The organism is Carbonicoccus niuqiaonis (assembly GCF_050157065.1).
Taxonomy (GTDB): domain Bacteria; phylum Actinomycetota; class Actinomycetes; order Propionibacteriales; family Propionibacteriaceae; genus Avipropionibacterium.
The window spans coordinates 2,463,927-2,486,372 of record NZ_CP189573.1 but is presented as its reverse complement, the minus strand read 5'-3'; the positions used below and the strand labels follow the sequence as shown (position 1 = coordinate 2,486,372).

Annotated in this window: 27 protein-coding genes, 1 tRNA gene and 1 riboswitch; of the genes, 22 read left to right on the top strand and 6 right to left on the bottom strand. The window is 70.2% G+C overall.

Annotation, left to right across the window (positions count from 1 at the left end):
• Positions 1-77 precede the first annotated feature (77 nt).
• Together ACQBAU_RS11385 and ACQBAU_RS11380 are read left to right on the top strand one after the other, a co-directional pair.
• A complete protein-coding gene (locus tag ACQBAU_RS11385; protein ID WP_434551027.1) occupies positions 78-521 on the top strand; it encodes a Fur family transcriptional regulator in 444 nt (147 codons plus the stop codon).
• Positions 518-1,330: a LamG-like jellyroll fold domain-containing protein gene (locus ACQBAU_RS11380; protein ID WP_434551026.1), complete on the top strand. Its 813-nt coding sequence runs from the start codon at positions 518-520 to the stop codon at positions 1,328-1,330. Before ACQBAU_RS11385 ends, ACQBAU_RS11380 begins: the two co-directional genes overlap by 4 nt.
• Before the next feature lie 151 nt (positions 1,331-1,481).
• Here the strand turns inward: ACQBAU_RS11380 and ACQBAU_RS11375 are convergent, their stop codons facing one another.
• Positions 1,482-1,955, bottom strand: a complete 474-nt coding sequence (locus ACQBAU_RS11375) for a hemerythrin domain-containing protein (RefSeq protein ID WP_465256518.1) — start codon at positions 1,953-1,955, stop codon at positions 1,482-1,484.
• Between the two features lie 156 nt (positions 1,956-2,111).
• Between ACQBAU_RS11375 and ACQBAU_RS11370 the strand changes: the two genes are divergently transcribed.
• Positions 2,112-2,954, top strand: a complete 843-nt coding sequence (locus ACQBAU_RS11370) for a class I SAM-dependent methyltransferase (protein WP_465256519.1) — start codon at positions 2,112-2,114, stop codon at positions 2,952-2,954.
• A gap of 38 nt (positions 2,955-2,992) precedes the next feature.
• Here ACQBAU_RS11370 and ACQBAU_RS11365 read toward each other — a convergent pair.
• Positions 2,993-3,078: transfer RNA gene (locus ACQBAU_RS11365), tRNA-Leu, on the bottom strand.
• Positions 3,079-3,188: 110 nt separating this feature from the next.
• Between ACQBAU_RS11365 and ACQBAU_RS11360 the strand changes: the two genes are divergently transcribed.
• A complete protein-coding gene (locus tag ACQBAU_RS11360; RefSeq protein ID WP_434551500.1) occupies positions 3,189-4,550 on the top strand; it encodes a M20/M25/M40 family metallo-hydrolase in 1,362 nt (453 codons plus the stop codon).
• A gap of 22 nt (positions 4,551-4,572) precedes the next feature.
• Positions 4,573-4,794 carry a DUF5703 family protein gene (locus ACQBAU_RS11355; RefSeq protein ID WP_434551499.1) on the top strand — a complete coding sequence of 74 codons (222 nt, stop codon included), beginning with the start codon at positions 4,573-4,575 and terminating at the stop codon, positions 4,792-4,794.
• 42 nt (positions 4,795-4,836) lie between these two features.
• Here the strand turns inward: ACQBAU_RS11355 and ACQBAU_RS11350 are convergent, their stop codons facing one another.
• Positions 4,837-5,832: an aldo/keto reductase gene (locus tag ACQBAU_RS11350; protein WP_434551498.1), complete on the bottom strand. Its 996-nt coding sequence runs from the start codon at positions 5,830-5,832 to the stop codon at positions 4,837-4,839.
• A gap of 75 nt (positions 5,833-5,907) precedes the next feature.
• Between ACQBAU_RS11350 and ACQBAU_RS11345 the strand changes: the two genes are divergently transcribed.
• Entirely contained in the window at positions 5,908-7,080 is a 1,173-nt protein-coding gene (locus tag ACQBAU_RS11345; protein WP_465256520.1) for a mechanosensitive ion channel family protein, read from the top strand.
• Between the two features lie 73 nt (positions 7,081-7,153).
• Here ACQBAU_RS11345 and ACQBAU_RS11340 read toward each other — a convergent pair whose 3' ends face one another.
• Entirely contained in the window at positions 7,154-7,558 is a 405-nt protein-coding gene (locus ACQBAU_RS11340) for an ArsR/SmtB family transcription factor (protein ID WP_434551496.1), read from the bottom strand.
• A 323-nt stretch (positions 7,559-7,881) separates the two neighbouring features.
• On the opposite strand from ACQBAU_RS11340, the gene ACQBAU_RS11335 reads away from it, so the two are divergent.
• Positions 7,882-9,033, top strand: a complete 1,152-nt coding sequence (locus tag ACQBAU_RS11335) for a 3-deoxy-7-phosphoheptulonate synthase (protein ID WP_465256521.1) — start codon at positions 7,882-7,884, stop codon at positions 9,031-9,033.
• Between the two features lie 55 nt (positions 9,034-9,088).
• The gene (locus tag ACQBAU_RS11330) at positions 9,089-10,138 is read left to right on the top strand and encodes an LLM class F420-dependent oxidoreductase (protein WP_434551494.1); all 1,050 of its coding nucleotides are present in this window, start codon (positions 9,089-9,091) and stop codon (positions 10,136-10,138) included.
• A 43-nt stretch (positions 10,139-10,181) separates the two neighbouring features.
• On the opposite strand, the gene ACQBAU_RS11325 is transcribed toward ACQBAU_RS11330, so the two are convergent.
• The gene (locus ACQBAU_RS11325; RefSeq protein ID WP_434551493.1) at positions 10,182-11,012 is read right to left on the bottom strand and encodes an undecaprenyl-diphosphate phosphatase; all 831 of its coding nucleotides are present in this window, start codon (positions 11,010-11,012) and stop codon (positions 10,182-10,184) included.
• Positions 11,013-11,225: 213 nt separating this feature from the next.
• Here ACQBAU_RS11325 and ACQBAU_RS11320 point away from each other — a divergent pair, with 213 nt between their 5' ends.
• The 13 genes from ACQBAU_RS11320 to ACQBAU_RS11260 all read left to right on the top strand — a co-directional run bounded on the left by ACQBAU_RS11320 (position 11,226) and on the right by ACQBAU_RS11260 (position 21,119).
• On the top strand, positions 11,226-11,750 hold the full coding sequence (locus ACQBAU_RS11320; protein ID WP_465256522.1) for a flavin reductase family protein: 525 nt from the start codon (positions 11,226-11,228) through the stop codon (positions 11,748-11,750).
• Between the two features lie 315 nt (positions 11,751-12,065).
• On the top strand, positions 12,066-12,797 hold the full coding sequence (locus ACQBAU_RS11315) for a GNAT family N-acetyltransferase (protein ID WP_465256523.1): 732 nt from the start codon (positions 12,066-12,068) through the stop codon (positions 12,795-12,797).
• 10 nt (positions 12,798-12,807) lie between these two features.
• Positions 12,808-13,545, top strand: coding sequence for a histidine phosphatase family protein (locus ACQBAU_RS11310; protein ID WP_465256524.1), 738 nt, complete (start codon positions 12,808-12,810; stop codon positions 13,543-13,545).
• Positions 13,546-13,565: 20 nt separating this feature from the next.
• Positions 13,566-14,159: a DUF3090 family protein gene (locus tag ACQBAU_RS11305; RefSeq protein WP_434551489.1), complete on the top strand. Its 594-nt coding sequence runs from the start codon at positions 13,566-13,568 to the stop codon at positions 14,157-14,159.
• Between the two features lie 7 nt (positions 14,160-14,166).
• Positions 14,167-14,982, top strand: a complete 816-nt coding sequence (locus tag ACQBAU_RS11300) for an SCO1664 family protein (RefSeq protein ID WP_434551488.1) — start codon at positions 14,167-14,169, stop codon at positions 14,980-14,982.
• Between the two features lie 43 nt (positions 14,983-15,025).
• Positions 15,026-16,273: a cysteine--1-D-myo-inosityl 2-amino-2-deoxy-alpha-D-glucopyranoside ligase gene (gene mshC, locus ACQBAU_RS11295; protein WP_434551487.1), complete on the top strand. Its 1,248-nt coding sequence runs from the start codon at positions 15,026-15,028 to the stop codon at positions 16,271-16,273.
• Positions 16,270-16,728, top strand: coding sequence for a DUF3817 domain-containing protein (locus ACQBAU_RS11290; protein WP_434551486.1), 459 nt, complete (start codon positions 16,270-16,272; stop codon positions 16,726-16,728). The genes mshC and ACQBAU_RS11290 overlap by 4 nt, the downstream gene beginning before the upstream one ends.
• Before the next feature lie 171 nt (positions 16,729-16,899).
• A riboswitch (FMN riboswitch) is annotated at positions 16,900-17,053 on the top strand.
• Between the two features lie 100 nt (positions 17,054-17,153).
• Positions 17,154-17,903 carry a nicotinamide riboside transporter PnuC gene (gene pnuC / locus ACQBAU_RS11285; RefSeq protein ID WP_465256525.1) on the top strand — a complete coding sequence of 250 codons (750 nt, stop codon included), beginning with the start codon at positions 17,154-17,156 and terminating at the stop codon, positions 17,901-17,903.
• A gap of 4 nt (positions 17,904-17,907) precedes the next feature.
• On the top strand, positions 17,908-18,201 hold the full coding sequence (locus tag ACQBAU_RS11280) for a phosphoribosyl-ATP diphosphatase (RefSeq protein ID WP_434551484.1): 294 nt from the start codon (positions 17,908-17,910) through the stop codon (positions 18,199-18,201).
• A 13-nt stretch (positions 18,202-18,214) separates the two neighbouring features.
• On the top strand, positions 18,215-19,075 hold the full coding sequence (gene hisG, locus ACQBAU_RS11275) for an ATP phosphoribosyltransferase (RefSeq protein WP_434551483.1): 861 nt from the start codon (positions 18,215-18,217) through the stop codon (positions 19,073-19,075).
• 32 nt (positions 19,076-19,107) lie between these two features.
• A complete protein-coding gene (locus ACQBAU_RS11270) occupies positions 19,108-19,527 on the top strand; it encodes a PH domain-containing protein (protein ID WP_434551482.1) in 420 nt (139 codons plus the stop codon).
• 156 nt (positions 19,528-19,683) lie between these two features.
• Positions 19,684-20,643, top strand: a complete 960-nt coding sequence (locus ACQBAU_RS11265) for an ABC transporter substrate-binding protein (RefSeq protein ID WP_465256527.1) — start codon at positions 19,684-19,686, stop codon at positions 20,641-20,643.
• Positions 20,598-21,119, top strand: coding sequence for a hypothetical protein (locus ACQBAU_RS11260; protein WP_465256528.1), 522 nt, complete (start codon positions 20,598-20,600; stop codon positions 21,117-21,119). The genes ACQBAU_RS11265 and ACQBAU_RS11260 overlap by 46 nt, the downstream gene beginning before the upstream one ends.
• A gap of 16 nt (positions 21,120-21,135) precedes the next feature.
• Here ACQBAU_RS11260 and ACQBAU_RS11255 read toward each other — a convergent pair whose 3' ends face one another.
• Complete coding sequence (locus ACQBAU_RS11255; protein ID WP_434551480.1) at positions 21,136-21,756, bottom strand: hypothetical protein; 621 nt, start codon at positions 21,754-21,756, stop codon at positions 21,136-21,138.
• Between the two features lie 97 nt (positions 21,757-21,853).
• Here ACQBAU_RS11255 and ACQBAU_RS11250 point away from each other — a divergent pair, with 97 nt between their 5' ends.
• The gene (locus ACQBAU_RS11250; RefSeq protein WP_434551479.1) at positions 21,854-22,426 is read left to right on the top strand and encodes an SseB family protein; all 573 of its coding nucleotides are present in this window, start codon (positions 21,854-21,856) and stop codon (positions 22,424-22,426) included.
• Positions 22,427-22,446 lie beyond the last annotated feature (20 nt).

The window sequence follows — 22,446 nt, the reverse complement described above, 5'->3', positions numbered from 1 at the left end:
CTGACCCGCTGTGCGAAACTCCACGGACGGGCCACGCGACGGTCCGTAAACCCCCGAAGGATGAGGAGGCCGCGTCGATGACCGGGCAGACCGGACCCCAGCAGGCCGGCCGATCGGGTGGACGCTCGACCCGACAACGGCGGGCCGTGGTTGCCGAACTCGATGCGACCGACCAGTTCCGCAGTGCCCAGGACATCCACGAGGCCCTGCGCCGCAACGGCGACCCGGTCGGCCTGGCAACGGTCTACCGCGCCCTGCAGACCTTGGTCGACGCAGGTGAGGTCGACATCGTCAAGACCGACGACGGGGAAGCCGTCTACCGGCAGTGCAACCCGACCCACCACCACCACCTGGTCTGTCGGAACTGTGGCAACACCGTGGAGGTGACCGGGCCGACCGTCGAACGGTGGACCGAACGGGTGGCTGCCGAGCACGGCTTCCACGACGTCAGCCACACCCTCGAGTTGTTCGGTCTGTGCCCTGACTGTGCAGTGCGCGAGGAGCCGGGGGCGGCCACGTGATCCCCACCTCCGAGGTGGGCGGCTGGACCCAGCTCGAGACGCCGGCCGGGCCGGCTGAGCTGCCGGGACTCGTGGCCCACTGGGACTTCGGCACCAGGGGCGGCGAGCCGGCCGGCGACGACGGGGTGTGGCGTACGGCGGCGGGTACCGACCTGTTGCTGACCGAGCAGGCCGGTCCGATGGTGACCGTGGCCGACCCCGGCGCACCGTTCAACGGTCGCGCACTGCGGGTCGACGAGGGGCAGTGGCTGAGCATCCCGCGAGCGGACTGCCCCGGACTGGACATCCACGGGCCGACCGGCCGGCTCACCGTCATCGCCTGGATCCGTCGTTGGCACACCAGCGTGCCGGGCTGTGAGTTCATCGCGGGGCAGTGGAACGAGACGGGGGAGTCGCGCCAGTACGGCCTGTTCCTCAACATCTCGGTCTGGGGCGAGCGTGACCAGGTGTGCGGTCACCTGTCGACCACCGGTGGCCCGACCCCCGGGCACCGCTACTGCATGGACGGCCCGGTCGGCGCGACACCGATCGACGATGCCTGGCACTGTGTCGCGATGTCGTACGACGGCACCTTCGGCTGGGCCTGGCTGGACGGCAGGATCGACGACCGGCCGGGCCTGAACCCGTACCTCATCCCCGGTGGCCTGCACGACGGTGGCCCGAACGGTTCGGACTTCACCGTCGGCGCCGTGGACCGCTCCGGCGAGATCGGCAACTTCTTCACCGGCCTGCTCGGCGGGCTGGCGGTGTACGACCGCGTGCTGACCCCCGCTGAGATGTTCACCCTCGCCGCCACCACGCGCCGTTGACACCACTCGCCATCGCACCTGTTCCTCGCCGTGACACAGGTTCCTCGCGGTGACACAGGTTCCTCGCGGTGACACACCCTGCAGCCGCCGGAAGCCTGTGCGGCGACGAGCAACCTGTGTCACGGCGCAGAAGGGGGACCCGCGGGGCCGCTCAGAGGGTGCCGTACACGTCGGTCACCGGTGCGTCGAGATCAAGGAACTCCAACATGGCAAGGAGTTCTCGCTCCTCGTACCGGAAGTGTGACTCCATGATCGCGCTCACTCCTTCCAGGTGTCGTTCCAGCTGAGCCGTGGTCGCGTCACTCGCCAGCACCTGCTCGATGCCGCTCAACAGGTAGCCGATCATCGAGTGGTCCTGCACCAGACGGTCGATCGTCGCGGAGAGTTCGGGGTGCTGCTCGGCCAGGGCCGGGAACAGCAGTCGGTCCTCACCACGGTGATGATCACTCAGGGCCGTGCAGAACCCGTGGCAGAACAACAACAGGTCCCTGCCGGGGGGATCGGCACCACCGCTCGCCCCGAGCTCGGCGCGGGTGACCCGGAGCGCCGCGCGCAACCGGTCGTGGGTCTGCTGCATCTCCGTTGCCCAGGCGACGAGTCTGGGCGTCTCGTCGGCCTCACCCATCGGTGAGGGACGAGGAAAGTGACATCATCTGTCATCCTTCCCGTTCGGCGCCTCCATGCCTGACGCTGTCCGTCATCGACACGCGACGCTGGCCCCGAGGGTAGCAAGCAACTCCGACGGTGGTGCCCGGCCATCGACCCGGGCTACGCTCAACCGGTGATCACCGGGGACATGGAGAAGTACTGGGCGGACGGCGCTCGCGGCTGGGTCGAGCACGAGGCGATCTTCGACCGGGCCTTCGCACCCCTGACCGCCGAGATCCTCGACACCGCAGCGATGTCGGCGTCGCAGCGGGTGCTCGACGTCGGCTGCGGCACCGGCACCCTGCTGCACGCAGGAGTGGCTGCCGGCGCCACCATGGTCGGCGTCGACATCGCTCCGGGGATGGCCGAGGCGGCGCGACGGCGGGTGCCCGAGGCGACGGTGGTGGTGGCCGACGCACAGGCGGCAGACCTGCGTGAGCTCGCACCCGGCGACGCGTTCGACCTGGTCGTGTCCCGGTTCGGGGTGATGTTCTTCGCCGATCCGGTCGCGGCCTTCGGCAACATCCGCGGCGCCGCTGCGCCGGATGCCCGACTGGTCTTCGGGTGCTGGCGTGATGCCGCCGAGAACCCGATGTTCAGCCTGGGCAGCAGTGTGCTGGCCGATCGGCTGCCGCCGCAGCCGACGCCACCACCGGAGGCACCCGGCCCGACCGCGTTCGCCGACCGCGACCGACTGGAATCGATCCTGGCCCGGGCGGGGTGGACGGGCGTCGACATCCGACCGTTCGACTTCAGCTGCGACTACCGCGCCGCCGACTCCGACGGGGTCGAGGAGCGACTGGCCACCATCCTCAGCACCTCCACCGGTCGACGGGCCCACGCCGAACTGGCGCCGGAGCTCGGCCAAGACGGCTGGGCGGCGTTGTTGGACGACGTGCGGGAGGAGTTGCGGCGCAACCGGGTCGACGGTGGGCTGCAGTTCCCCGCCGCGGTGTGGTTGGTCACCGCCGGCTGACGAAGCAGCAGCCTGACGGGACCGACATCTGTGAAGGGTGTCCGAGGGGGGACTTGAACCCCCATGCCCTTGAACGGGCACTAGCACCTCAAGCTAGCGCGTCTACCAATTCCGCCACCCGGACGTGGCTCCTCGTCGGAGCAACCAGAGAACTATAGCAACTCCTGAGCCGTTCGCACGCCACGGACGGGAGCCCCGTACGGGCCGTCGGTGCCATGGGGCACGATGGCCCCCATGGATGCCGCAGCCACCCAGCAGACCGAACCCGTCACCCCTCCCGAGGCCGTCACCGAGGGTGCCGATCGCGAGGTGGTCGACCTGTGCTCGAAGCTGATCCGGTTCGACACCTCCAACTACGGCAACGGCAAGAGCAACGGGGAACGGGAGGCGACCGAGTACGTCGCCGGGTTGCTCGACGAGGTCGGCATCGAGTCGACCCTGGTCGAGTCGGAGAAGGGGCGGACCAGCCTGGTCGCCGACTGGGCCCCCGAGGGGGTCGACACCTCCCTGCCGCCGCTGATGGTGCACGGACACCTCGACGTGGTGCCGGCGCAGGCCGAGGACTGGCAGGTCGACCCGTTCGCCGGTGAGATCCGCGACGGTTGTGTCTGGGGCCGTGGTGCGGTCGACATGAAGGACTTCGACGCGATGGTGCTGTCGGTCGTCCGGGCCCGGGTCCGCGCGGGGCGCGCACCGCGGCGGCCGGTGAAGCTCGTCTTCACCGCCGACGAGGAGGCCGGCGGCGACCTCGGTGCCTTCTTCCTCATCAACCAGCACCGCGACCTGGTGGCGGGATGTTCCGAAGCCATCGGCGAGGTCGGCGGCTTCTCCTTGACCATCCGCGACGATCTGCGGTTGTACGTGGTGCAGACCGCGGAGAAGGGCATGGCCTGGCTCAATCTGATCGCCGACGGGACGGCCGGGCACGGCTCGATGCGCAACGACGACAACGCGGTCACCGAGTTGGCCGCCGCGGTCGCCCGGATCGGTGCGTACGAATGGCCCTACCGGATCACCTCCGCGCAGCAGGCCTTCCTCGACGCCGTCTCCGAGGCCCTCGGTGTGGAGCTCAGCACCGACGACGTCGAGGAGACGTTGGCCCGGTTGGGCAGCATCTCCCGCATGGTGGGCGCCACGATGGCCAACAGCGCCAACCCGACCATGTTGCAGGCCGGCTACAAGCACAACGTGATCCCGGGTCAGGCGACCGCGGCGATCGACGGGCGCACCGTCCCCGGTGGGCAACAGGAGTTCCTCGACACCATCACCGAGCTGATCGGCGACAAGGTGCGTTACGAGTTCGCCGTCAACAAGCCCGCGATCGAGACCGAGTTCTCCGGCGCCCTGGTGGAGGCGATGCAGACCTGCCTGGTCGCCGAGGACCCGGGCGCGCGTGCGGTCCCGTACCTGATGAGTGGTGGCACCGACGCCAAGGCCTGGGATCGCCTGGGGACACGGTGCTTCGGCTTCGCCCCGCTCAAGCTGCCCGCCGACCTCGACTTCGTCGGCATGTTCCACGGCGTCGACGAGCGGGTGCCGACCGACTCGCTCGAATTCGGCGCCCGTGTTCTGGATCGGTTCCTGCAACAGGCCTGAGTCGCCGGTTAACCTGACCCACATGGCCAAGGCTCCGGTCGCCTCGCGCGCGATCCAGTACGAGGTGGCGAAGGTGCGCCTCGACCGCACCATGCCGCGTGGTGCGGTCCGCAAGCTGCTCACCGACCATGCCGAGTACGGCGGCTGGGAGCTCACCCGGTTGCGGCGCTACCGCGACGGCACCCGCGACGTGTGGATCCGCCGCAAGGTGATCAAGGTCGTCCCGACGCTGCGCCTCGACTGACGGTGAGGATGGCGTTGTCGTCCGAGCCGCGTCCGGCCGGCGTCAGCTGCCGTCGCCGCCGCTGCGTGGAGTGGCCGGCGGGCGGCTGGCCAGCGGCCCACCGCTCACGTCGTCGAGCGCTCGCGCGATCTCGTCGGGCAGCGCCTTTCCTTCCACCGCAAGGCATTCCTCGAGTTGCTGGACGGTCCGGGCCCCCAACAGCGGGGCGGTCACTGACGGGGCGTCGCGGACCCACAACAACGCCACCTGGGCCGGCGTCAGGTCCAGCCCCTCCGCGGCCCGGGCGACCGCCTCGACGATCGAACGCGGTCGCGACTCCAGATAGGGCTGGACGAACCAGGCGAAGTTGTCACTGGCGCCGCGCGAGTCGCGTGGGGTGCCCGTACGGTACTTGCCGCTGAGCACGCCGCGGCCCAGGGGTGACCACGGGAAGCAGCCCAGCGAGAACGCCCGCGCCGCGGGCAGGATCTCGATCTCGGCGCGGCGGGCGAGCAGGGAGTACTCGATCTGCGTGCTGGTGACGTGGGCCCGGCCCGGCACCGCTCGCTGCCAGGTCGCGGCCTGCGCGGTCTGCCAGCCGACGAAGTTGCAGATGCCGACGTAGCGGGCCATACCGCTGCGGACGGCGTGGTCGAGGGTGTCGAGGGTCTCCTCCAACGGTGCCGTGCCCCAGGCGTGCACCTGCCACAGGTCGACGTAGTCGGTGCCGAGGCGGTCCAGTGATCCCTCGAGGTCCCGCAGCAGCCCCCGCCGGGAGGTGTCGACCACCCGACGACCCCGGTCGATGCGGAATCCGGCCTTGGTGGCGATCACCAGTTCCTCACGAGGTACGACGTCGTCGAGCAGTTCGCCGATGATCACCTCGGCGTCGCCGGCGCCGTACGCGGCAGCCGTGTCGACGAGGTTCCCGCCGGCAGCGCAGAACGCCGTCAGCAGCTCGCGGGCGCGGTGGCGGGAGATGTCTCGGCCCCACGGCAGGGTCCCCAGCCCCATCCGCGAAACCTGGAGGCCGCTGGTCCCGACCTGTCGAATCTTCACCGGTCGACCCTAACGGTTCGCGGGCGGCAGGGGTTCGGCTGTCTTTCGACGCCACCGTTCTGTCAGCATGGGCCCATGGACTCCTGGCGCATCCTGAACTGGGCGATCGCCCTGGTGGCCGCGGCACTCGGGGTGGTGGTCGCCACCTTCGTGGTCGGCCGGATCGTCAAGCGGTCCCGCGGGGGCAGCGCCTACCTGGCGCAGCGGTGGCGGCGGGTCCGCCGCCCGCTGGTGGCGCTCCTGCTGTCGGTCGCCCTGCGGATCTCGATCACCGTGGCCATCGAGCCCTCGCCCTTCCGGGACCTGTTGCTCCACGTGCTGCTGGTGGCCACCACGATCTCCGCGGTCTGGCTTGCGCTGACGTTGGTACTGGCCTGGTTGGAGTACACCCAGCGGCGGCTGGTGGGCAGGAAGCAGGACGATCGGGAACAGCGCCGGGTCACCACCAGGATGCAGCTCATCCGGCGACTGGTGAGCGCGACGGGCGTGATCCTCGCCGCCGCCTTGGTGATGATGACGTTCCCGGGTGTCGATCGGATCGGCACCACGATCCTCGCCTCGGCCGGCCTGATCAGCGTCGTGGTCGGCATCGCGGCCCAGACCACGCTCGGCAACCTGTTCGCCGGACTCCAGTTGGCGTTCACCGACGCGATCCGGATCGGCGACATCGTCGAGGTGGACGACACCTGGGCGACCGTCGAGGAGATCACGTTGAGCTACGTGTCGGTGAGCATCTGGGACGAACGCCACAAGATCCTGCCGTCGACATGGTTCACCACCAAGCCGTTCATCAACTGGAGCCGGACCGGTGACACGGTGACCGGGTTGGTCTACCTCGACGTGGACTGGCACACCGACTTCGAGGCGATGCGGGCCGAGTTGTTGCGTCTCCTCGACGCCGATCCGGCGTGGGACCGGCGGGCCGGTTCGCTGGTGGTCACCGGGGCCGAGGGGGAGCGGGTGACGGTCCGGGCGATGATGACGTCGGCGAACAGCGACGACGACTGGGACCTGCGCTGCCGGGTCCGCGAACAGCTGATCGTGTGGACCCGCGACCAGCCCACCGGCCTGCCGAAGCACCGGGTGCTGACGATGCCGATGGGCGCGGAAGCCGCCCAGCCGGCCACTCCCGCGGTCGGGCCGGTCCCGGAGCCGTCGGTCGCCTCGACCGGGGCCGAGCCCGACGTCCCGGTCGCCGACGTGACGCCCGAGCGCAGCCAGTGCAACGGCGGATCGGACGCCGAGTAGCACCAGTCGTACGAGATGGTCATCCGGTCGGCACACGTCGGGCAGACGCGGTGGCCCGGACGTCGCGGTCCGATCAGGCCGGGTCGCGGTGGGTCGGCAGTGCGACCAGGGCGAGCGCCTCGGACAGTTCGGTGGCCCACCCGTCGGTCAGCGAGTACCAGGCCCACACCCCGCGCTTGCTGCGCGTCACCAGCCCGGCGTCCATCAGCACCTTGAGATGGTGCGACACGGTCGGCTGCGACAGCCTGACCACCTCGGTGAGGTCACACACGCACGCTTCGGCGTCGGCAGTCCGGACGATCGTGGACAGCAACCGCAGGCGTACGGGATCGGCCAGCGCACGGAGCCGGCGGGCGAGGGCTTCGGCCTCGTCGGTCCCGAGCACGTCCGCGGGTGGGCTCGGACGGCACTCGGTGCCGTCGTCGATCAGTTGCAGCGGCTCCGTCTCGGGATCCACGGGGGATGTCGTGGCCGTCATGACGACATCTTGCCACCCGACCGGTCGGCCGCCGTCGACGGGCCGCGTCGGCAGCCCCTCGTACGGGTGCGACCAGGTCGGTCGCGGACCGACAGTTGGGTGCTGTGTTAGGGTCACGGCCATGGCAATTCGTCGGTATTGGCGCTTTACGCTGGCTCCGGGTGGAGCCGGGCGTCGCATGCGCTGACCCCACGAAAGCTTGCATCACCCGGAGCCGAGGCAGAGACAACCGTCTCTGCCTTTCGTCATTCTTGGCGGCCGGCACCGGGTGGGCAACCACGAGGCCAGGCGGGCCGCCACGGACACCGAACAGGAACCCGCCCATGACCACCTCACCCACCGACACCCCGAGCCACCCGGGTGCATCCCGGGCCACGCGGACCGGTGACCTCCGCATCCGTAGCTTCCAACCGTTGCTGGCACCCGCCGCGCTCCGCGAGGAACTCCCGCTCGGGCCCGAGCGTGCCGCCCTCGTCCAGCGCAGCCGGGACACCGTCCACGACATCCTGACCGGCGCCGACGACCGACTGCTGCTGATGGTCGGCCCGTGCTCGGTGCACGACCCGGCCGCCGCCGTCGACTACGCCCGCCGACTCGCCGCCGCGACGGAGCCGCTGCGAGACGAGATGTTCGTCGTGATGCGGGTCTACTTCGAGAAGCCGCGCACCACCTTGGGCTGGAAGGGGCTGATCAACGACCCCCATCTGGACGGAACCCACGACGTCCAGCTCGGTCTCCGGCTGGCCCGACAGACACTGCTGGCCGTCCTCGACACCGGACTCCCGGTCGCCTGCGAGTTCCTCGAACCGACCAGTCCGCAGTACATCGCCGACGCCGTGTCCTGGGGTGCCATCGGCGCCCGTACGCCCGAGAGCCAGGTGCATCGTCAACTCGTCTCCGGGCTCTCGATGCCGGTCGGGTTCAAGAACTCCTCCGACGGTGACGTCAGCGCGGCCATCGACGGCTGCCGTGCCGCGGCCGGGGAGCACGTCTTCTTCGGCATCGACGAGACCGGCCGGGGCGCCATCGTGTCGACCAGTGGCAACCCTGACTGCCACGTCATCCTGCGCGGTGGTCGCGGCGGGCCGAACCATGACCGGGCCTCGGTCGCCGACGCGCTCGCCCTGTTGGCCGCCGCCGACCTGGAACAGCGCCTGGTCGTCGACGCCAGCCACGGCAACAGTGGCAAGGATCACGTCCGTCAGGCGGAGGTGATCCGCGAGTTGGCCGACCGGATCGCCGATGGCGAGGGTGGCATCGCCGGACTGATGGCCGAGAGCTTCCTGGTGGCCGGTCGGCAGGAGCCGGGGCCGCTCGACGGCCTTCGGTACGGGCAGAGCGTCACCGATGCGTGCATGGGCTGGGAGGTGACCGAGGAACTGCTGGGCGAACTGGCCGCGGCCGTCCGGGTCCGCCGCGGACGTGGTCACGGCCGTGCCGAGGTCCGGATTGCCCCCGGGGTCGGAACCGACTGACACCCGAACGGCGAATCGCCTGACCGCGCGGCAGCCGGGCCATACAGTGAGCCGCATGCAGCTCGGACTGAACCTCGGCTACCTCGTCGGTGCCGACGATCCCGCCGGCCAACTCACCCTGACCCGCCGGGCCGAGGAGCTCGGCTACCACTCGGTGTGGGCGGCCGAGGCGTACGGCTCGGACTCACCGACCCTGCTGGCCTGGCTCGCGGGTCAGACCGAACGGATCCGGCTCGGCGCCGCGGTGATGCAGATCCCGGCCCGCAGTCCGGCGATGACCGGGATGACCGCGGCCAGCATGGCCCTGCTGACGAACGGGCGGTTCAGCCTCGGGCTGGGGGTATCCGGGCCGCAGGTGTCGGAGGGGTGGCACGGGGTCCGATTCGCCCGCCCGCTCGGCCGGACCCGTGAGTACGTCGAGATCGTCCGTACGGTGCTGTCCGGTCGGACCGTGGCGTACGAAGGGGATCACTTCACGCTGCCGCTGCCGGACGGCCCGGGCAAGCCGCTGAAGCTGACCGTGGCGCCGCCCGCCGAGCCGGTGCCGATCCTGGTCGCCGCCGTCGGCCCGAAGAACCTCGAACTCGCCGGCGAGGTCGCCGACGGTTGGCTGGCGGTGTTCCTGGCCCCGGAGTTCGCCGCCGAGCACCACGAACACATCCGCGCCGGGCAGGCCCGCGCCGGCCGCGACGGCGAACCGTTCGAGGTGGTGGCCACGGTGCCGGTCGTCGCCGGCCCCGATCCACAGGCCTGTGCCGACCCGGTCCGTGCCTATGCCGCGCTGTACGTCGGCGGGATGGGAAGCCGGGAACAGAACTTCTACAACCGACTCGCCGTCCGGATGGGGTACGCCGACGCGGCGGCCGAGGTGCAGGAGCTGTTCCTGGGGGGTCGACAGCGTGACGCCCGGGCGGCGGTGCCGTACGAGTTCATCGACCAGACCTCACTGCTCGGGCCGGTCGACCGGATCGCTGCCGGGCTGACCCGTTTCGCCGAGGCCGGAGTCACCACCTGTGCGATCGTCCCGTACGGCCGGACCGTGGAGGAGAAGCTGATCATGGTCGAGGCGGTCGCGAAGGCGTACGAGCTGGCGGGACTGGCCTGACCGGTCCCCGAGCTCGTCGACGTTCCCCGAGCTCGTCGAGGGGTCAGGGAGCCAGTACCCCGGTGGCGAGCAGGGCGACCAGACCGGCGGCGAGCACCAGCCGGTAGATCACGAACGGCAGGAAGTCGTGCGTCGAGATGTAGCGCAACAGCCAGTGGATGACGGCGATCCCGATCACGAACGCGATCACGGTCGCCAAGATGGTGGGCCCCCAGCCGACCGCCGGGCTCGCCCCCGTACTCAGCTCGTCGTACAGCTGGAAGAAGCCGGAGCCGAAGACTGCCGGGATCGCCAACAGGAACGAGTATCGCGCAGCTTCCTCCCGCTTGTAGCCCATCAACAGGCCGCCGGCGATGGTGCCACCCGAACGGGACACCCCCGGCACGAGCGCCAGCGACTGGGCGAGGCCGAACAACAGGCCGTGCTTCCAGGTCAGCTGCTCCAGGGTCCGCCGGTTGCGGGCGAACCGGTCGACGATGCCCAGCACGATCGCGAACCCGCCGAGCATGATCGCAGTCAGCCACAGGTTGCGCAGCGTTCCCTCGATCTGGTCCTTGAACAGCAACCCGAGGACGACGATCGGGATCGACCCGATGATCACCAGCCACCCCATCCGGGCGTGCGGGTCGTCCCGGGGAAGCTTGCCCACCAAGGACTTGGCCCAGTGCCCGATGATCTTGACGATGTCGCGCCAGAAGTAGATGACCACGGCGGTCTCGGTGCCCAGCTGGATGATCGCGGTGAACGCCGCACCCGGGTCACGGCCGCCGAAGAACAGCTGGCCGACGATCGACACGTGGGCGCTGGACGAGATCGGCAGGAACTCGCTGAGCCCTTGCACGATTCCCAGAACGATCGCCTGGATCCAGTCCATGTCACCTGCTGTCTCGTGAGGGTCGGGTGGGGTGCCTGTGCGCCGGGGTGCAGCCCGTGCTGCCCAACCGGTGCGGCGACCACAGTAGACCCCTCACGGTGAACGACAGGAGTCACCGGCGTCGGTGAGCCGAGGTCGAGACCGGCGTCCGGTGTGCCCGGCCGACGGGTCGGTCCACCGTCCCGGTCGGGCCCGGCACGGTACAACTGTGGGGTGACCATCCACAGCGAGCATCCCTTCCTCGAACCGCCGGAGAACCGTCGCCCGTTGCGTCGGATCCGGTCGCGCTGGCCGGCCGGGGTGTCGGTCTGGACCGTCGCGGTCGGACCGCGGGCCGCCCGTGGGGAGCCGGTGGGGTTGACGGTGTCGTCGCTGGTGATCGCCGACGGTGAGCCAGGAGAGGTGGTCGGCCTGCTCGACCCCGACTCCGACCTGGCCGAGGCGTTGTCCAGCGGCGGTAGGGCGATGGTCAATCTGCTGGGTGTCGGACACCAGGAGTTGGCCGACGTGTTCGCCGGACTCTCCCCGGCGCCGGGCGGTCCGTTCACGGTCGGCGACTGGCAGCCCGATCCGTACGGACCACGGCTGGCCGATGCGCTGGCCACCCTTGCGATCGAGGTGACCACCGACCCGGTCGCCGTCGGCTGGTCGTCCCTGATCCGCGGCACGGTCGTCTCGACCACGATTGCCGAGGGAGAGTCGCTGGCCCATCTGCGCGGCCGATACCTCGAACTCTGAGTTGAATTTGCGCCCTTGACGGACCCAGTGCCCTCGAAAGGCACGCCCGGTGGCCCCTCGAAGGGCCGCGGTGTCGCCGAAGCGGACCCGGGGAGTGGGTGGGGAACACCGCGGGCCAGTCTTCGTGATCGAGCGGACAGTTGGAGTGGCGATCGGGCCCCGGCACACTCTCCGACTGCCCTCTCGGTGTGGTGGGGCCTCGCCAAGTGTCCTCTCGGTGTGGTGGGGCCTCGCCAAGTGTCCTCTCGGTGTGGTGGGGCCTCGCCAAGTGCCCTCTCGGTGGGCGTCGGACCGTTGGGTTCCTAGGCTGGTGTCGTGCCAGCCGCCGAACGCCGTCCCGGGACCACGAGGTACGTCGTGCGCGAGGGCCGGCCCGAGGACGCCCCGGCCATGGCGGAGGTGCACGTCCGCGGCTGGCAGACCGGGTGTGCCGGACTGATCGACGCCGACCACCTCGCCGGCCTGTCGATCACCCAGGCCACGCGACGCTGGGCCGGCCACCTGGCCAACCCGGCACCCGCGACCACCGTGCGGGTCGCCACCGAGGACACCGGCACCGAGAACGTCGGCACCGAGAACGTCGCCACCGAGGCCACCGGCACCGAGAACACCGGCACCGAGAACGTCGGCACCGAGTACGTCGGCACCGAGAACGCCGACACCCGGGTCACCGACACCGTGGTCGGTTTCGTTCGGGTCGGCCGCAGCATCGACCCGGCCAGCACCTTCGGCAACGCCCCGACTCCCGGCGAACTCTTCGAGCTGTACGTGGGCCAGCCGCACTGGGGCACCGGTGTCGCCGCCGCCCTGCACGACGCCGGCCTGGCCCTGCTCGCCGCGGACGGCTTCGTCACCGCAAGCCTGTGGGTGGTCCGCGGCAACGCTCGGGCGATCGCGTTCTACCGCCGCCGGGGGTGGGTCCCCGACGGACTGGTCCGTACCCAGCACGAGGACGGTGCCGGCTGGGAGGAGCTGAGGTTCCGCCGCGCCATTGACCTGCAGGGCCATGGCGGCCCGATGCCGGGAGCAAGCCGGGTCGCCCCGTAGCATCGAGGCCATGACAACGGTGGTCCTCGTCCGACACGGCCGTACCAGCGCCAACGCGAGCGGCGTGCTGGCCGGCCGCAGCCCCGGCGTCGCCCTCGACGAGACCGGCCGCGAGCAGGCCGCAGCGCTCGCGCAACGGCTGACCGGAGCTCCGCTCGCCGCGATCGTCACCTCACCGATGCAGCGGTGCCGGCAGACCGCGGCCGCCGTTGCCGAACACCACGGGGCCGTCCCGGTCACGGTGGAACAGGGCCTGACCGAGTGTGGCTACGGCGACTGGACCGGCCGGCCGCTGAAGGAGTTGGCGAAGGACCCGCTGTGGCGCGTCGTGCAGACCCAACCCTCGGCCGTACGGTTCCCCGGCGGCGAGTCACTGATCGAGATGGCCTCCCGGGCCCAACAGTCGATCCGGGACCTCGACGCCGCGATCGCCGCCGAGCACGGGCCCGACGCGGTGTGGGCCGCGGTGTCCCACGGGGACGTCATCAAGGCCATCGTGGCCGAGGCGCTCGGCTCCCACCTCGACAGCTTCCAGCGGGTGCTGATCGACCCGGCGTCCGCGTCGGTGGTCCGGCTGACCGCCGATCGGCCGTACGTGGCCTGCGTCAACACCACCGCCGGCGACCTGGCCGCCATGCTGACCCCGCCGAAGAAGCCGCGGCGGGGCAAGGGCAGGGGCCGCGGTCGGGCGACCGGATCGGGCACCGACGCGCCCGTCGGCGGCGGACTGGGTACGCAGGCCCGCTGAGGGCGATTACGCTGGACGGCATGCTGGTGCATCGCTATGACTCCCCGGACCGGTTCGTCGCCGGGACCGTGGGGGAGCCCGGGGACCGAACCTTCTTCCTCCAGGCACGCGAGGGCGACCGGATCATCAGCGTGTCGTGCGAGAAACAGCAGGTGAGCGTGCTCGCCGAGAACCTGACCCGGATGCTCGACGAGGTCGTCGTCCGCGGCATGAACGAGGCCCCGATGCCGACGGCACCCGAGACCGTCCGCGACGTCGACCCGCTGGACGCCCCGATCACCGAGGAGTTCCGGGTCGGCACCATGACACTGGCGTGGGAGTCGACCACCGAACGCGTCGTGATCGAGCTGTTCTCCACCACCGAGGGCCCGGTGTCGGTGGAGGCGGACGAGCCGGTCGTCGAACCCGAGGAGTTGGCCGACCAGACGGTCGAACCACAGGCCTCCGAGGTGTTCATCGTGTGCATCACCGCCTCCGACGCCCGCGACTTCGTGGCCCGGGCCGACGCGATCGTCTCGGCCGGCCGGCCGCCGTGCCCGTTCTGCCTGCAGCCACTCGAGCCCGAAGGCCATGTCTGCCCCCGCGCCAATGGCTACCGACGTTCCCTGTTCTGAGCCGCCCGTGACGCCCGTGACGCCCGCGCCGTCACCGCTGGCCGTCCGGGACCTGTCCGGTCCGCTGACGCTCACCGGGCGACTGCTCACCGCCTCCAACGCCTCCTTCGTGGCGGAACTGGGACGAGCAGGGACCGACGTCGCCGAGGCGCCCGAGGCCCACGGCGACGTGGTGCAGGTCGTCTACAAGCCGGTCCGTGGGGAACGTGAGCTGTGGGACTTCCCGACCGGCACGCTCGCCAACCGGGAGGTTGCCGCCTACCGGGTGTCGGCGGTCGCCGGGTTCGACTGTGTCCCGTTCACCGACCTGGTCGACGGTCCGCTCGGACCCGGGTCGGCGCAGGTGTGGGTCGACGCCGACTCCGCCGACGACCTGGTCGACGTCGTCGCGCCCGACCTCGTACCCGACGGCTGGTTCCCGGTGATGTACGGCGAGGACGAGCGGGCCGACATCGTGGTCGTGGCCCACGCCCCGGACCAGCGACTGCGTCGCCTCGCGGTGTTCGACGCCCTGATCAACAACGCCGACCGGAAGGCGGGACACCTGCTGCCCGTCGACGGCCGACTGTTCGGGTGCGACCACGGCATCAGCTTCCACACCGACCCGAAGCTCCGCACCCTGGTGTGGGGGTGGGCCGGTGAGGAGTTGACCGCCGACGAGGAAGCGCTGGTCCGCCGGGCCCTCACCGCCGCCGACGACTTGGCGCCCCTGCTCGCCGACGACGAGATCCAGGCCCTCGTCGACCGCGGCGCCGAACTGCTCGCGGTCGGGCTGCCGACGCCACGCCACGGCGGACCGGCGGTTCCCTGGCCGCTGTGGTGACCACGCGCCACCACGGTCGGGGCGCCCACGTAGGGTGACGCCCATGCAGTCGTGGAGTGTCCCCCCGGTGGGGAAGTTGGAGCCCGAACCGGGACCGGTGCACGTGTACGACGCCGCGAGTGGGGGGATCCGCCGCGCGGGACCCGACACCGGAACGGCCCGGCTGTACGTCTGCGGCATCACCCCGTACGACGCGACCCACCTCGGTCACGCCAACACCTACCTCACCTTCGACCTGCTCAACCGCACCTGGCGCGACGCCGGGCTCGAGGTCAACTACGTGCAGAACATCACCGACGTGGACGATCCGCTGTTGGAGCGCGCGACCGCCACCGGTGTCGACTGGCAGCAGTTGGCCGCCGATCAGATCGAGTTGTTCCGGACCGACATGGCGGCGCTGCGGGTGCTGCCGCCGACGGTGTACGCCGGCGCTGTCGAGTCGATCCCGCTGGTCACCGACCTGATCGCCGAGCTGCAGCAGGGCGGCTCGGTCTACCCGGTCCCGCAGCCCGACGGCGGGCCCGACGACCTCTACTTCCGCTGCACCGCCGACCCGAAGTTCGGCTCGGTGTCCGGGCTGTCGGCCGAGGAGATGCTGACCCTGTTCGCCGAGCGCGGCGGCGACCCCGACCGGCCCGGCAAGGTGGATCCGTTCGACTGCCTGGTGTGGCTGCAGCAGCGGCCCGGCGAACCGGCCTGGGAGACCCCGTTGGGCACCGGCCGTCCGGGCTGGCACATCGAGTGCACCGCGATCGCCCGGGAGTACCTCGGCGAGACCTTCGACGTCCAGGGCGGCGGCTCCGACCTCACCTTCCCGCACCACGAGATGTGCGCCTCGCAGGCCCGGACCGCGACCGGCGCGGAGTTGGCGCAGTCGTACGTGTACGGCGGCATGGTGGGCCTCGACGGCGAGAAGATGTCGAAGTCGAAGGGCAACCTGGTGCTCGTCTCCCAGTTGCGGGCCGACGGGGTCGACCCGAACGCGATCCGGCTGGCGCTGCTGGGGCAGCACTACCGCGAGGACTGGTCCTGGACGCCCGAGCTGCTGACCGCCGCCGAGGAGCGGCTCGCCCGCTGGCGCGAAGCCGTACGACTCGAGTCCGGCCTCAACGCCGACCCGACCCTGACCGCGATGCGGGCCGCGCTCCGCAACGACCTCGACGCCCCGGCCGCGCTGGCCGCGGTCGACGCGTGGGCCGGTGCCTCGCTGGCGATGGACTCCGACGACCCCGACGGCCCACCGGTGGTGGCGCAGGCGGTGGACGCGCTGCTCGGTGTGAGCCTGGCATGACGCCGAAACGACTCTTCACCACCTTGGCGTTCGCCGAGGTCGTCACCTGGACGCTGCTGCTGGTCGGCATGGCCCTGAAGTACCTCACCGACACCACCGAGCTGGGGGTGCGGATCGGTGGCGGGCTGCACGGGTTCGTCTTCCTCGGCTACTGCGTCGTGACGGTGTTGGTCGGGGTGTCGCAACGCTGGCACGTCGGGTGGATCCTCGGTGGGCTGCTGAGTGCCGTCGTGCCGTACGCGACCATCTGGTTCGAACGGCAGGTCACCCGACGCGGCATGCTCGGCGACACCTGGCGGCTCGGGCGCGGGGGTGCGGAGCCGGGCTGGTTCGGGGAGCACGTGGTGGCCTGGGTGCTGCGGCACCCCGTGGTCGCCGCCGTCGTCGCGGTGGTGGGCGTCTCGGTGGTGTTCGCGGTGCTGCTGTACCTCGGTCCGCCGATCCAGGTCAGCTGATCCCCCCCCCCGCGGAGCGGGAGCGCTTGAGACCCCGCGCGGAGCGGGAGCGCTTGAGACCCCGCGCGGAGCGGGAGCGCTTGAGACCTCGCGCGGAGCGGGAGCGTCTGAGACCCCGACCCGGCGCGTACGGCATGTGGCAGGATGGATGCCGACGAGTTGACAAACTCGCGCGTGTTCCGGGGTCGGTGCAATTCCGAGCCGGCGGTGATACCGCACCTGAAACGGGTGCCGGTCGAGTCCGCGACCTGATGGCAGCCAGTCATCAGCTGATGTGGTGGGAACCCACAACCGACGGTGAAAGTCCGGATGGGAGGTTCACGCGAGGCCCGACGGGCGACCGGTGCGACCGTGCACCCGGATCGTGACGTCGTGGCTCTCCACACCCCGGCATTCGTGCGACCGAGGAGAGTGGAGGACCGGAGATGGACTTCTCCGAACTGCTCACCGGGTTGCTGAATGCCGAACTCGATCTCGGGTTCGGCAATCCAATCCTGTGGCGAGAGATCATCGGCAACGTGTTCGGCCTGGCGAGTGCCTGGCTCGGGATGCGGCGCAAGGTGTGGGCCTGGCCGGTGGGCATCATCGGCAACGTCTTGCTGTTCACCGTGTTCACCGGGGTGCTGTTCGGCAACCCGCAGGACCTGACCCTGTGGGGACAGGCCGGACGGCAGGTGTTCTTCGTGGCGGTGTCGGTGTACGGCTGGTACGGCTGGTGGCGGTTCCGCCACGACACCGGTGGCGACGTCGGCGTCGAACCCCGCTGGGCCACCTGGCGGGAACGGCTGGTGCTGGTCGTGGCCGGCGGATCGCTGTGGTTGGCGCTGTACTTCGTGCTGGCCGCCCTCGGGTCGTGGGGCCCGGCGGTGGACTCCTACATCCTGGCCGGGTCGATCCTGGCCACGTACGGGATGGCCAAGGGGTACGTCGAGTTCTGGCTGATCTGGATCATGGTCGACCTGGTCGGCGTGCCCACGTTGCTGGCGGCGCAGTTCTACCCGAGTGCCATCATGTACGCGTTCTACGGAGCCTTCTGCGCCGTCGGACTCATCGCCTGGTGGCGGATCGACCGCCGGCGGCGTGCCGAGGAGGCTGCCGGGGCCGGCGGGACGTCGCCGGGCGACCGACAGCAGGCGGAAGGGGGCCGGGAGGTGCCGGCGGAGCCGATAGGCTGACCGGGTGCCAGGCACTGACGAGACACCCCGTGCGTCCAAGACCTTCGACGACCTGTTCGCCGAACTCACCCACAAGGCCGCGACCCGGCCTTCAGGGTCACACACCGTGGCCAGTCTGGACGCCGGGGTGCACGCCATCGGCAAGAAGATCGTGGAGGAGGCCGCCGAGGTGTGGATGGCGGCCGAGTACCAGTCGAAGGACGAGGCGGCCGAGGAGATCAGCCAACTGATCTACCACCTCCAGGTCCTCATGATCAGCCTGGGACTCGACACCGATGACGTCTACCGGTACCTGTGAGGGATTCGCGACCATGACCGAACGCCACCTGCTGCGCATCGCCGTGCCCAACAAGGGTTCGCTGGCCGAGGCCGCCAGCGAACTCCTCCGCGAGGCCGGTTACCGACAACGCTCCGACTCCAAGGAGTTGGTGCTGATCGACGAGGCGAACCACGTCGAGTTCTACTACCTGCGTCCGCGCGACATCGCCGTGTACGTGGGGGAGGGCACGCTCGACCTGGGCATCACCGGCCGTGACCTGCTGCTCGACTCCGGTGCCGGTGCGGTCGAGGTGATCCCGTTGGGCTTCGGCCGGAGCCGGTTCCGGTTCGCCGGGCCGAAGGACGCCGACCTCAGCATCGAGCAGCTCGACGGGCTGCGGCTCGCCACGTCGTTCCCGGGACTGGTCGGGAGTCATCTGGCCGAACGTGGCATCACGCCGCGGATGATCAAGCTCGACGGTGCGGTGGAGACCGCGATCCGGCTCGGTGTCGCCGACGCGATCGCCGACGTCGTGGAGACCGGAACCACCTTGCGTCGTGCAGGTCTGGAGCTCTTCGGCGATCCGATCCTGGAGTCCGAGGGGGTGCTGATCCGGCGTGACAACGATCAGCCGCCCGCGGGTCTGGAGCTGTTGCAGCGACGGCTCAAGGGGGTCGAGGTGGCCCGCCGCTTCGTGATGATGGACTACGACATCCCGGCCGAGAAGGTCGACGTCGCCTGTGAGGTCACCCCGGGCCTGGAGTCACCGACGGTGTCGCCGTTGGCCCGGGAGGGGTGGGTCGCGGTACGCGCGATGGTGCCGCGGGACGAGGCGCAGTTGATCATGGACGACCTGTGGGATGTCGGCGCCCGGGCGATCCTGGTCACCGAGATCGCCGCTTGTCGGATCTGAGGTCGGTCGTGGGGCAGGTCTGGCGTCCACGGGTGTTGATCATCACGGCGTCGGTGTTCACCGTGTTGCTGGTCGGCGGTTCACTGATCGGCTGGTTCACCCTGCCGGGTTCGATCCAGGATCGGTTCACCTTCGGTCAGGTCGCCACGTTGCTGGTGATCCTGGGCGTCATGCTGCTGGTGATGTGGATGCTGGCGCTGAGCTTCGTCGGCACCGACGTGAACGGGCTGCGGTTCCGCAACGGGGTGCGGACACATCGGCTCGGCTGGCAGGAGGTGCGGCGCATCCGGCTGCGGCCCGGTGACCCGTGGGCGGTGGTGCTGCTCCGCCGGACCGATGCCGCGGGTGAGCCGGTGCAACGGATGATGATGGGGATCCAGTCGGCCGACGGCGAGCGGGCGCGCGACGCCGTACGAACCATCAACGACCACCTGGCGGCCCGCGACGACTGACCGCGCGACCCGGCGTCACGCAGCGCAGTCCCCGGTCGCCCCGTGGGGGGCGATCACGAACGTACCTCCTCGTGCACTGATCATTTGCAACGATGCAGGATCCGAGTAGGTTCCCCCAACAGGTGGGCCGCGTGCCCCGAACTGGGAGGAATCCTGATGTCCCCTTCATTCTCACGGTGTCGGCTGCTCGGCGCCGGCGTCGGCACCGCAACCCTCGGCGCGATCGGCGGTCTGGCGGCCTGTGACGGCGGCGGCCAGCAGGAGGCAGCCGGCTCCGGAAAGCTCGTCTGGTGGGACCAGTACCTGCCCAAGGCCGAGCTGGAGCGGAAGACCTTCGCCACGTTCCACGCCGACGGTGGGCCGGAGGTCGAGTACACCGTCTACAACCCCAACGAACAGGGCAAGGCGGTCCAACTCGCCAAGCAGAGCAACCAGATGCCGGACGTGTTCACCCTGGCCGGGTTGCAGACTGCTGCGGTGGTGTTGCAGGAGGGCGGTTGGTTCGCCCCGTTGAGCAATCCCGACGCGATCAAGGCCAACATCGACCCGGCGACGCTGATCGAGGGCATGAACACCTTCGACGGCGAGATGTACTCGTTCCCGCTCAACAGCGCCCGGACCTGCGTCACGCTGCCGTGGGGCAACAAGTCGATGCTCGAGAAGGCCGACATCGATCCGACGGCGAAGGACGGGCAGAGCTGGGACGACTTCCGCGCCAACGTCCGGCAGGGGCAGGACAAGGTCGGCAAGCCCGGCCTGCTGCTCAACCTCGCGTTCGCACCCCGGATGGCCGAGTTCGTGCACGACCTGGCACAGCAGGCCGGCTTCCCGGGTGGCGGCGGGATGGAGTACGCCACCGGCGCGTACCACTACCACCACCAGGCCTACCTCGACGTGTTCGACTTCTTGTTGTCGTTCCAGCAGGACAAGCTGCTGCTGCCCGCGAGTTCGACGCTGGACGCCCGCAAGGGCCGCGCCCGGCGGGCCGCCGGTGACGCGGTCTGGTTCATCGACGGGCCGTTCAACGCCGGCGTGGTGAAGACCGACTTCGGGGGTTCATGGAGAACCTTGTGGTCACCCAGCTGCCCACCCCCGGCGGCGAACCCCCGGTCGTGACGAACGGGCCGCTCGGCGGTGACCTGTGGATCTCCAAGGACTCCGACTACGTGGAGGAGGCCAGCCGGCTGATCCAGCTGTTCACCACCAAGGAGTTCCAGATCGGGCAGGCCGAGGCGGTGGACGCCGGCCCCGCCAACCTGGCCGCCGTCGCGGAGTCGAACGCCCATCCGACGTTCAAGCAGTGCTGCCGCTGGTACGAGTCGTTCAGCAAGCTCGGCCCCTCCGCGGTCGTCCGCAATCCCGAGGTGGCGAGGGTCAACGCGAAGATGAAGGCCGTCAAGCCCGATCTGGGCGCCATCGTGCAGGGGGCGTTCTCCGGGGACGTGGCCGACGTCCGGGCCGAACTCACCAAGCTGAGCGACGCCTCGGAGAAGGCGCGTGAGGCCGCGATCAAGGCGACCGGCGACTCGGTGGCCGCCGACGCCTGGGCCTTCCCCGACTGGCGGCACGGTGAGGACTACGTGGCGGGCTGAGCACCCGCCGCCGCGGTCAGTCGATCCCGCGGGACCGCAGGATCTGCTCCACCTCGTCCATGTCGGGATCGGACGCGATGACACTCTGCTGCGGTCGCGGCTTCGGCGCCGTGCCGGCCGACTGGCTCGGCCGGTCGGCCGCTGCCGTGGTGGGCGTGGTCGACGTCGTGGCCGGCTTCGTCGCCTTGGTCGCCTTCGGGGTGGGTCGGGGGCCGGCCGGCGCGTTCGTCCGGGAGGACGTCGTCTGCGAGGTGGTCGGGGCGTCCTTGCGGCCGAGCTTGCGGGCGAGTGCCTGTCCCACGGCCCTGGTCGAGTCGGAGGCCTTCTTGATCCGTCGGCTGCTGGCGACCGCCGACATCACCAGGAACGTCAGCGAGACCGCCAGCACCATCAACCCGATCGCGCCGGTGTCGGAGGTGAGCAGCCCGTCGGCCCACGCCAGGATGCCCCGGACCCCCTGCCACAGCAGGTTCACCACACCGGCCAGGTAGAGCCCGATCGGCACCAGGCCCCAGCCCAGCGCGTTGAACAGGTGTTGGGGCTTCCCGGAGCCGCGCCAGACGATGACACCGGCGACGATGATGCCGAGGGACATCACCGAGCTGATGACGAGCAGGACGATCTGATCGGTAGGCACGTCCTACAGCCTGACACACCGATCCAGCCCCAACCATCCGCAACATCCCCCGGACCACCCTGATCCGGTCCGGTCGGTGGACTCCTACAGTGGGCGGGTGACTCACGAACGCAGCCTCGGTCCGTCCCCGTTCCCCGATGACGACGGCCTTGCCGACCCGCAGGTCCGCCAAGCGCTGGCGAGTGCGCTGACCGGTCAGCCCGCCGACTACCTGAACGCCGTCGCCGGCCTGTGCACCACCCGGCTGATGGTGCCGGTGGTGGCCCAGGCCACCGAGGAGGCCGCGGTGCACGCCCGCGGGCCGGTCGACAAGCTGCTCACCGTCGACAAGGAGGCCGACATGGCCGTGGTCATGTTGCAGTCAAGTGACGGACGGAAGGCGATGCTGGGCTTCACCGGCACCGATGCGCTGCACACCTGGCAGGCCGACGCACGGCCCGTCCCGGTGACCCTCGACACCGCCGCCCGCGCTGCCACCCAGGAGGGCGCCACCGCCCTCATCATCGACATGGCCGGCCCGCACCCGGTGGTGCTGGAGGGTGAGGTGCTCGCGCAGCTGGCCCAGGGGCACCGGCTGGTCGCCCTGCCCGACGACGAGTTCGGCTGGATGCAGCCCCGCCCCGGTGACGAGGCTGCCGACGGATCGACCTCACCCGACCCGACCGGCTGACCCGACCGGCCGACCCGACC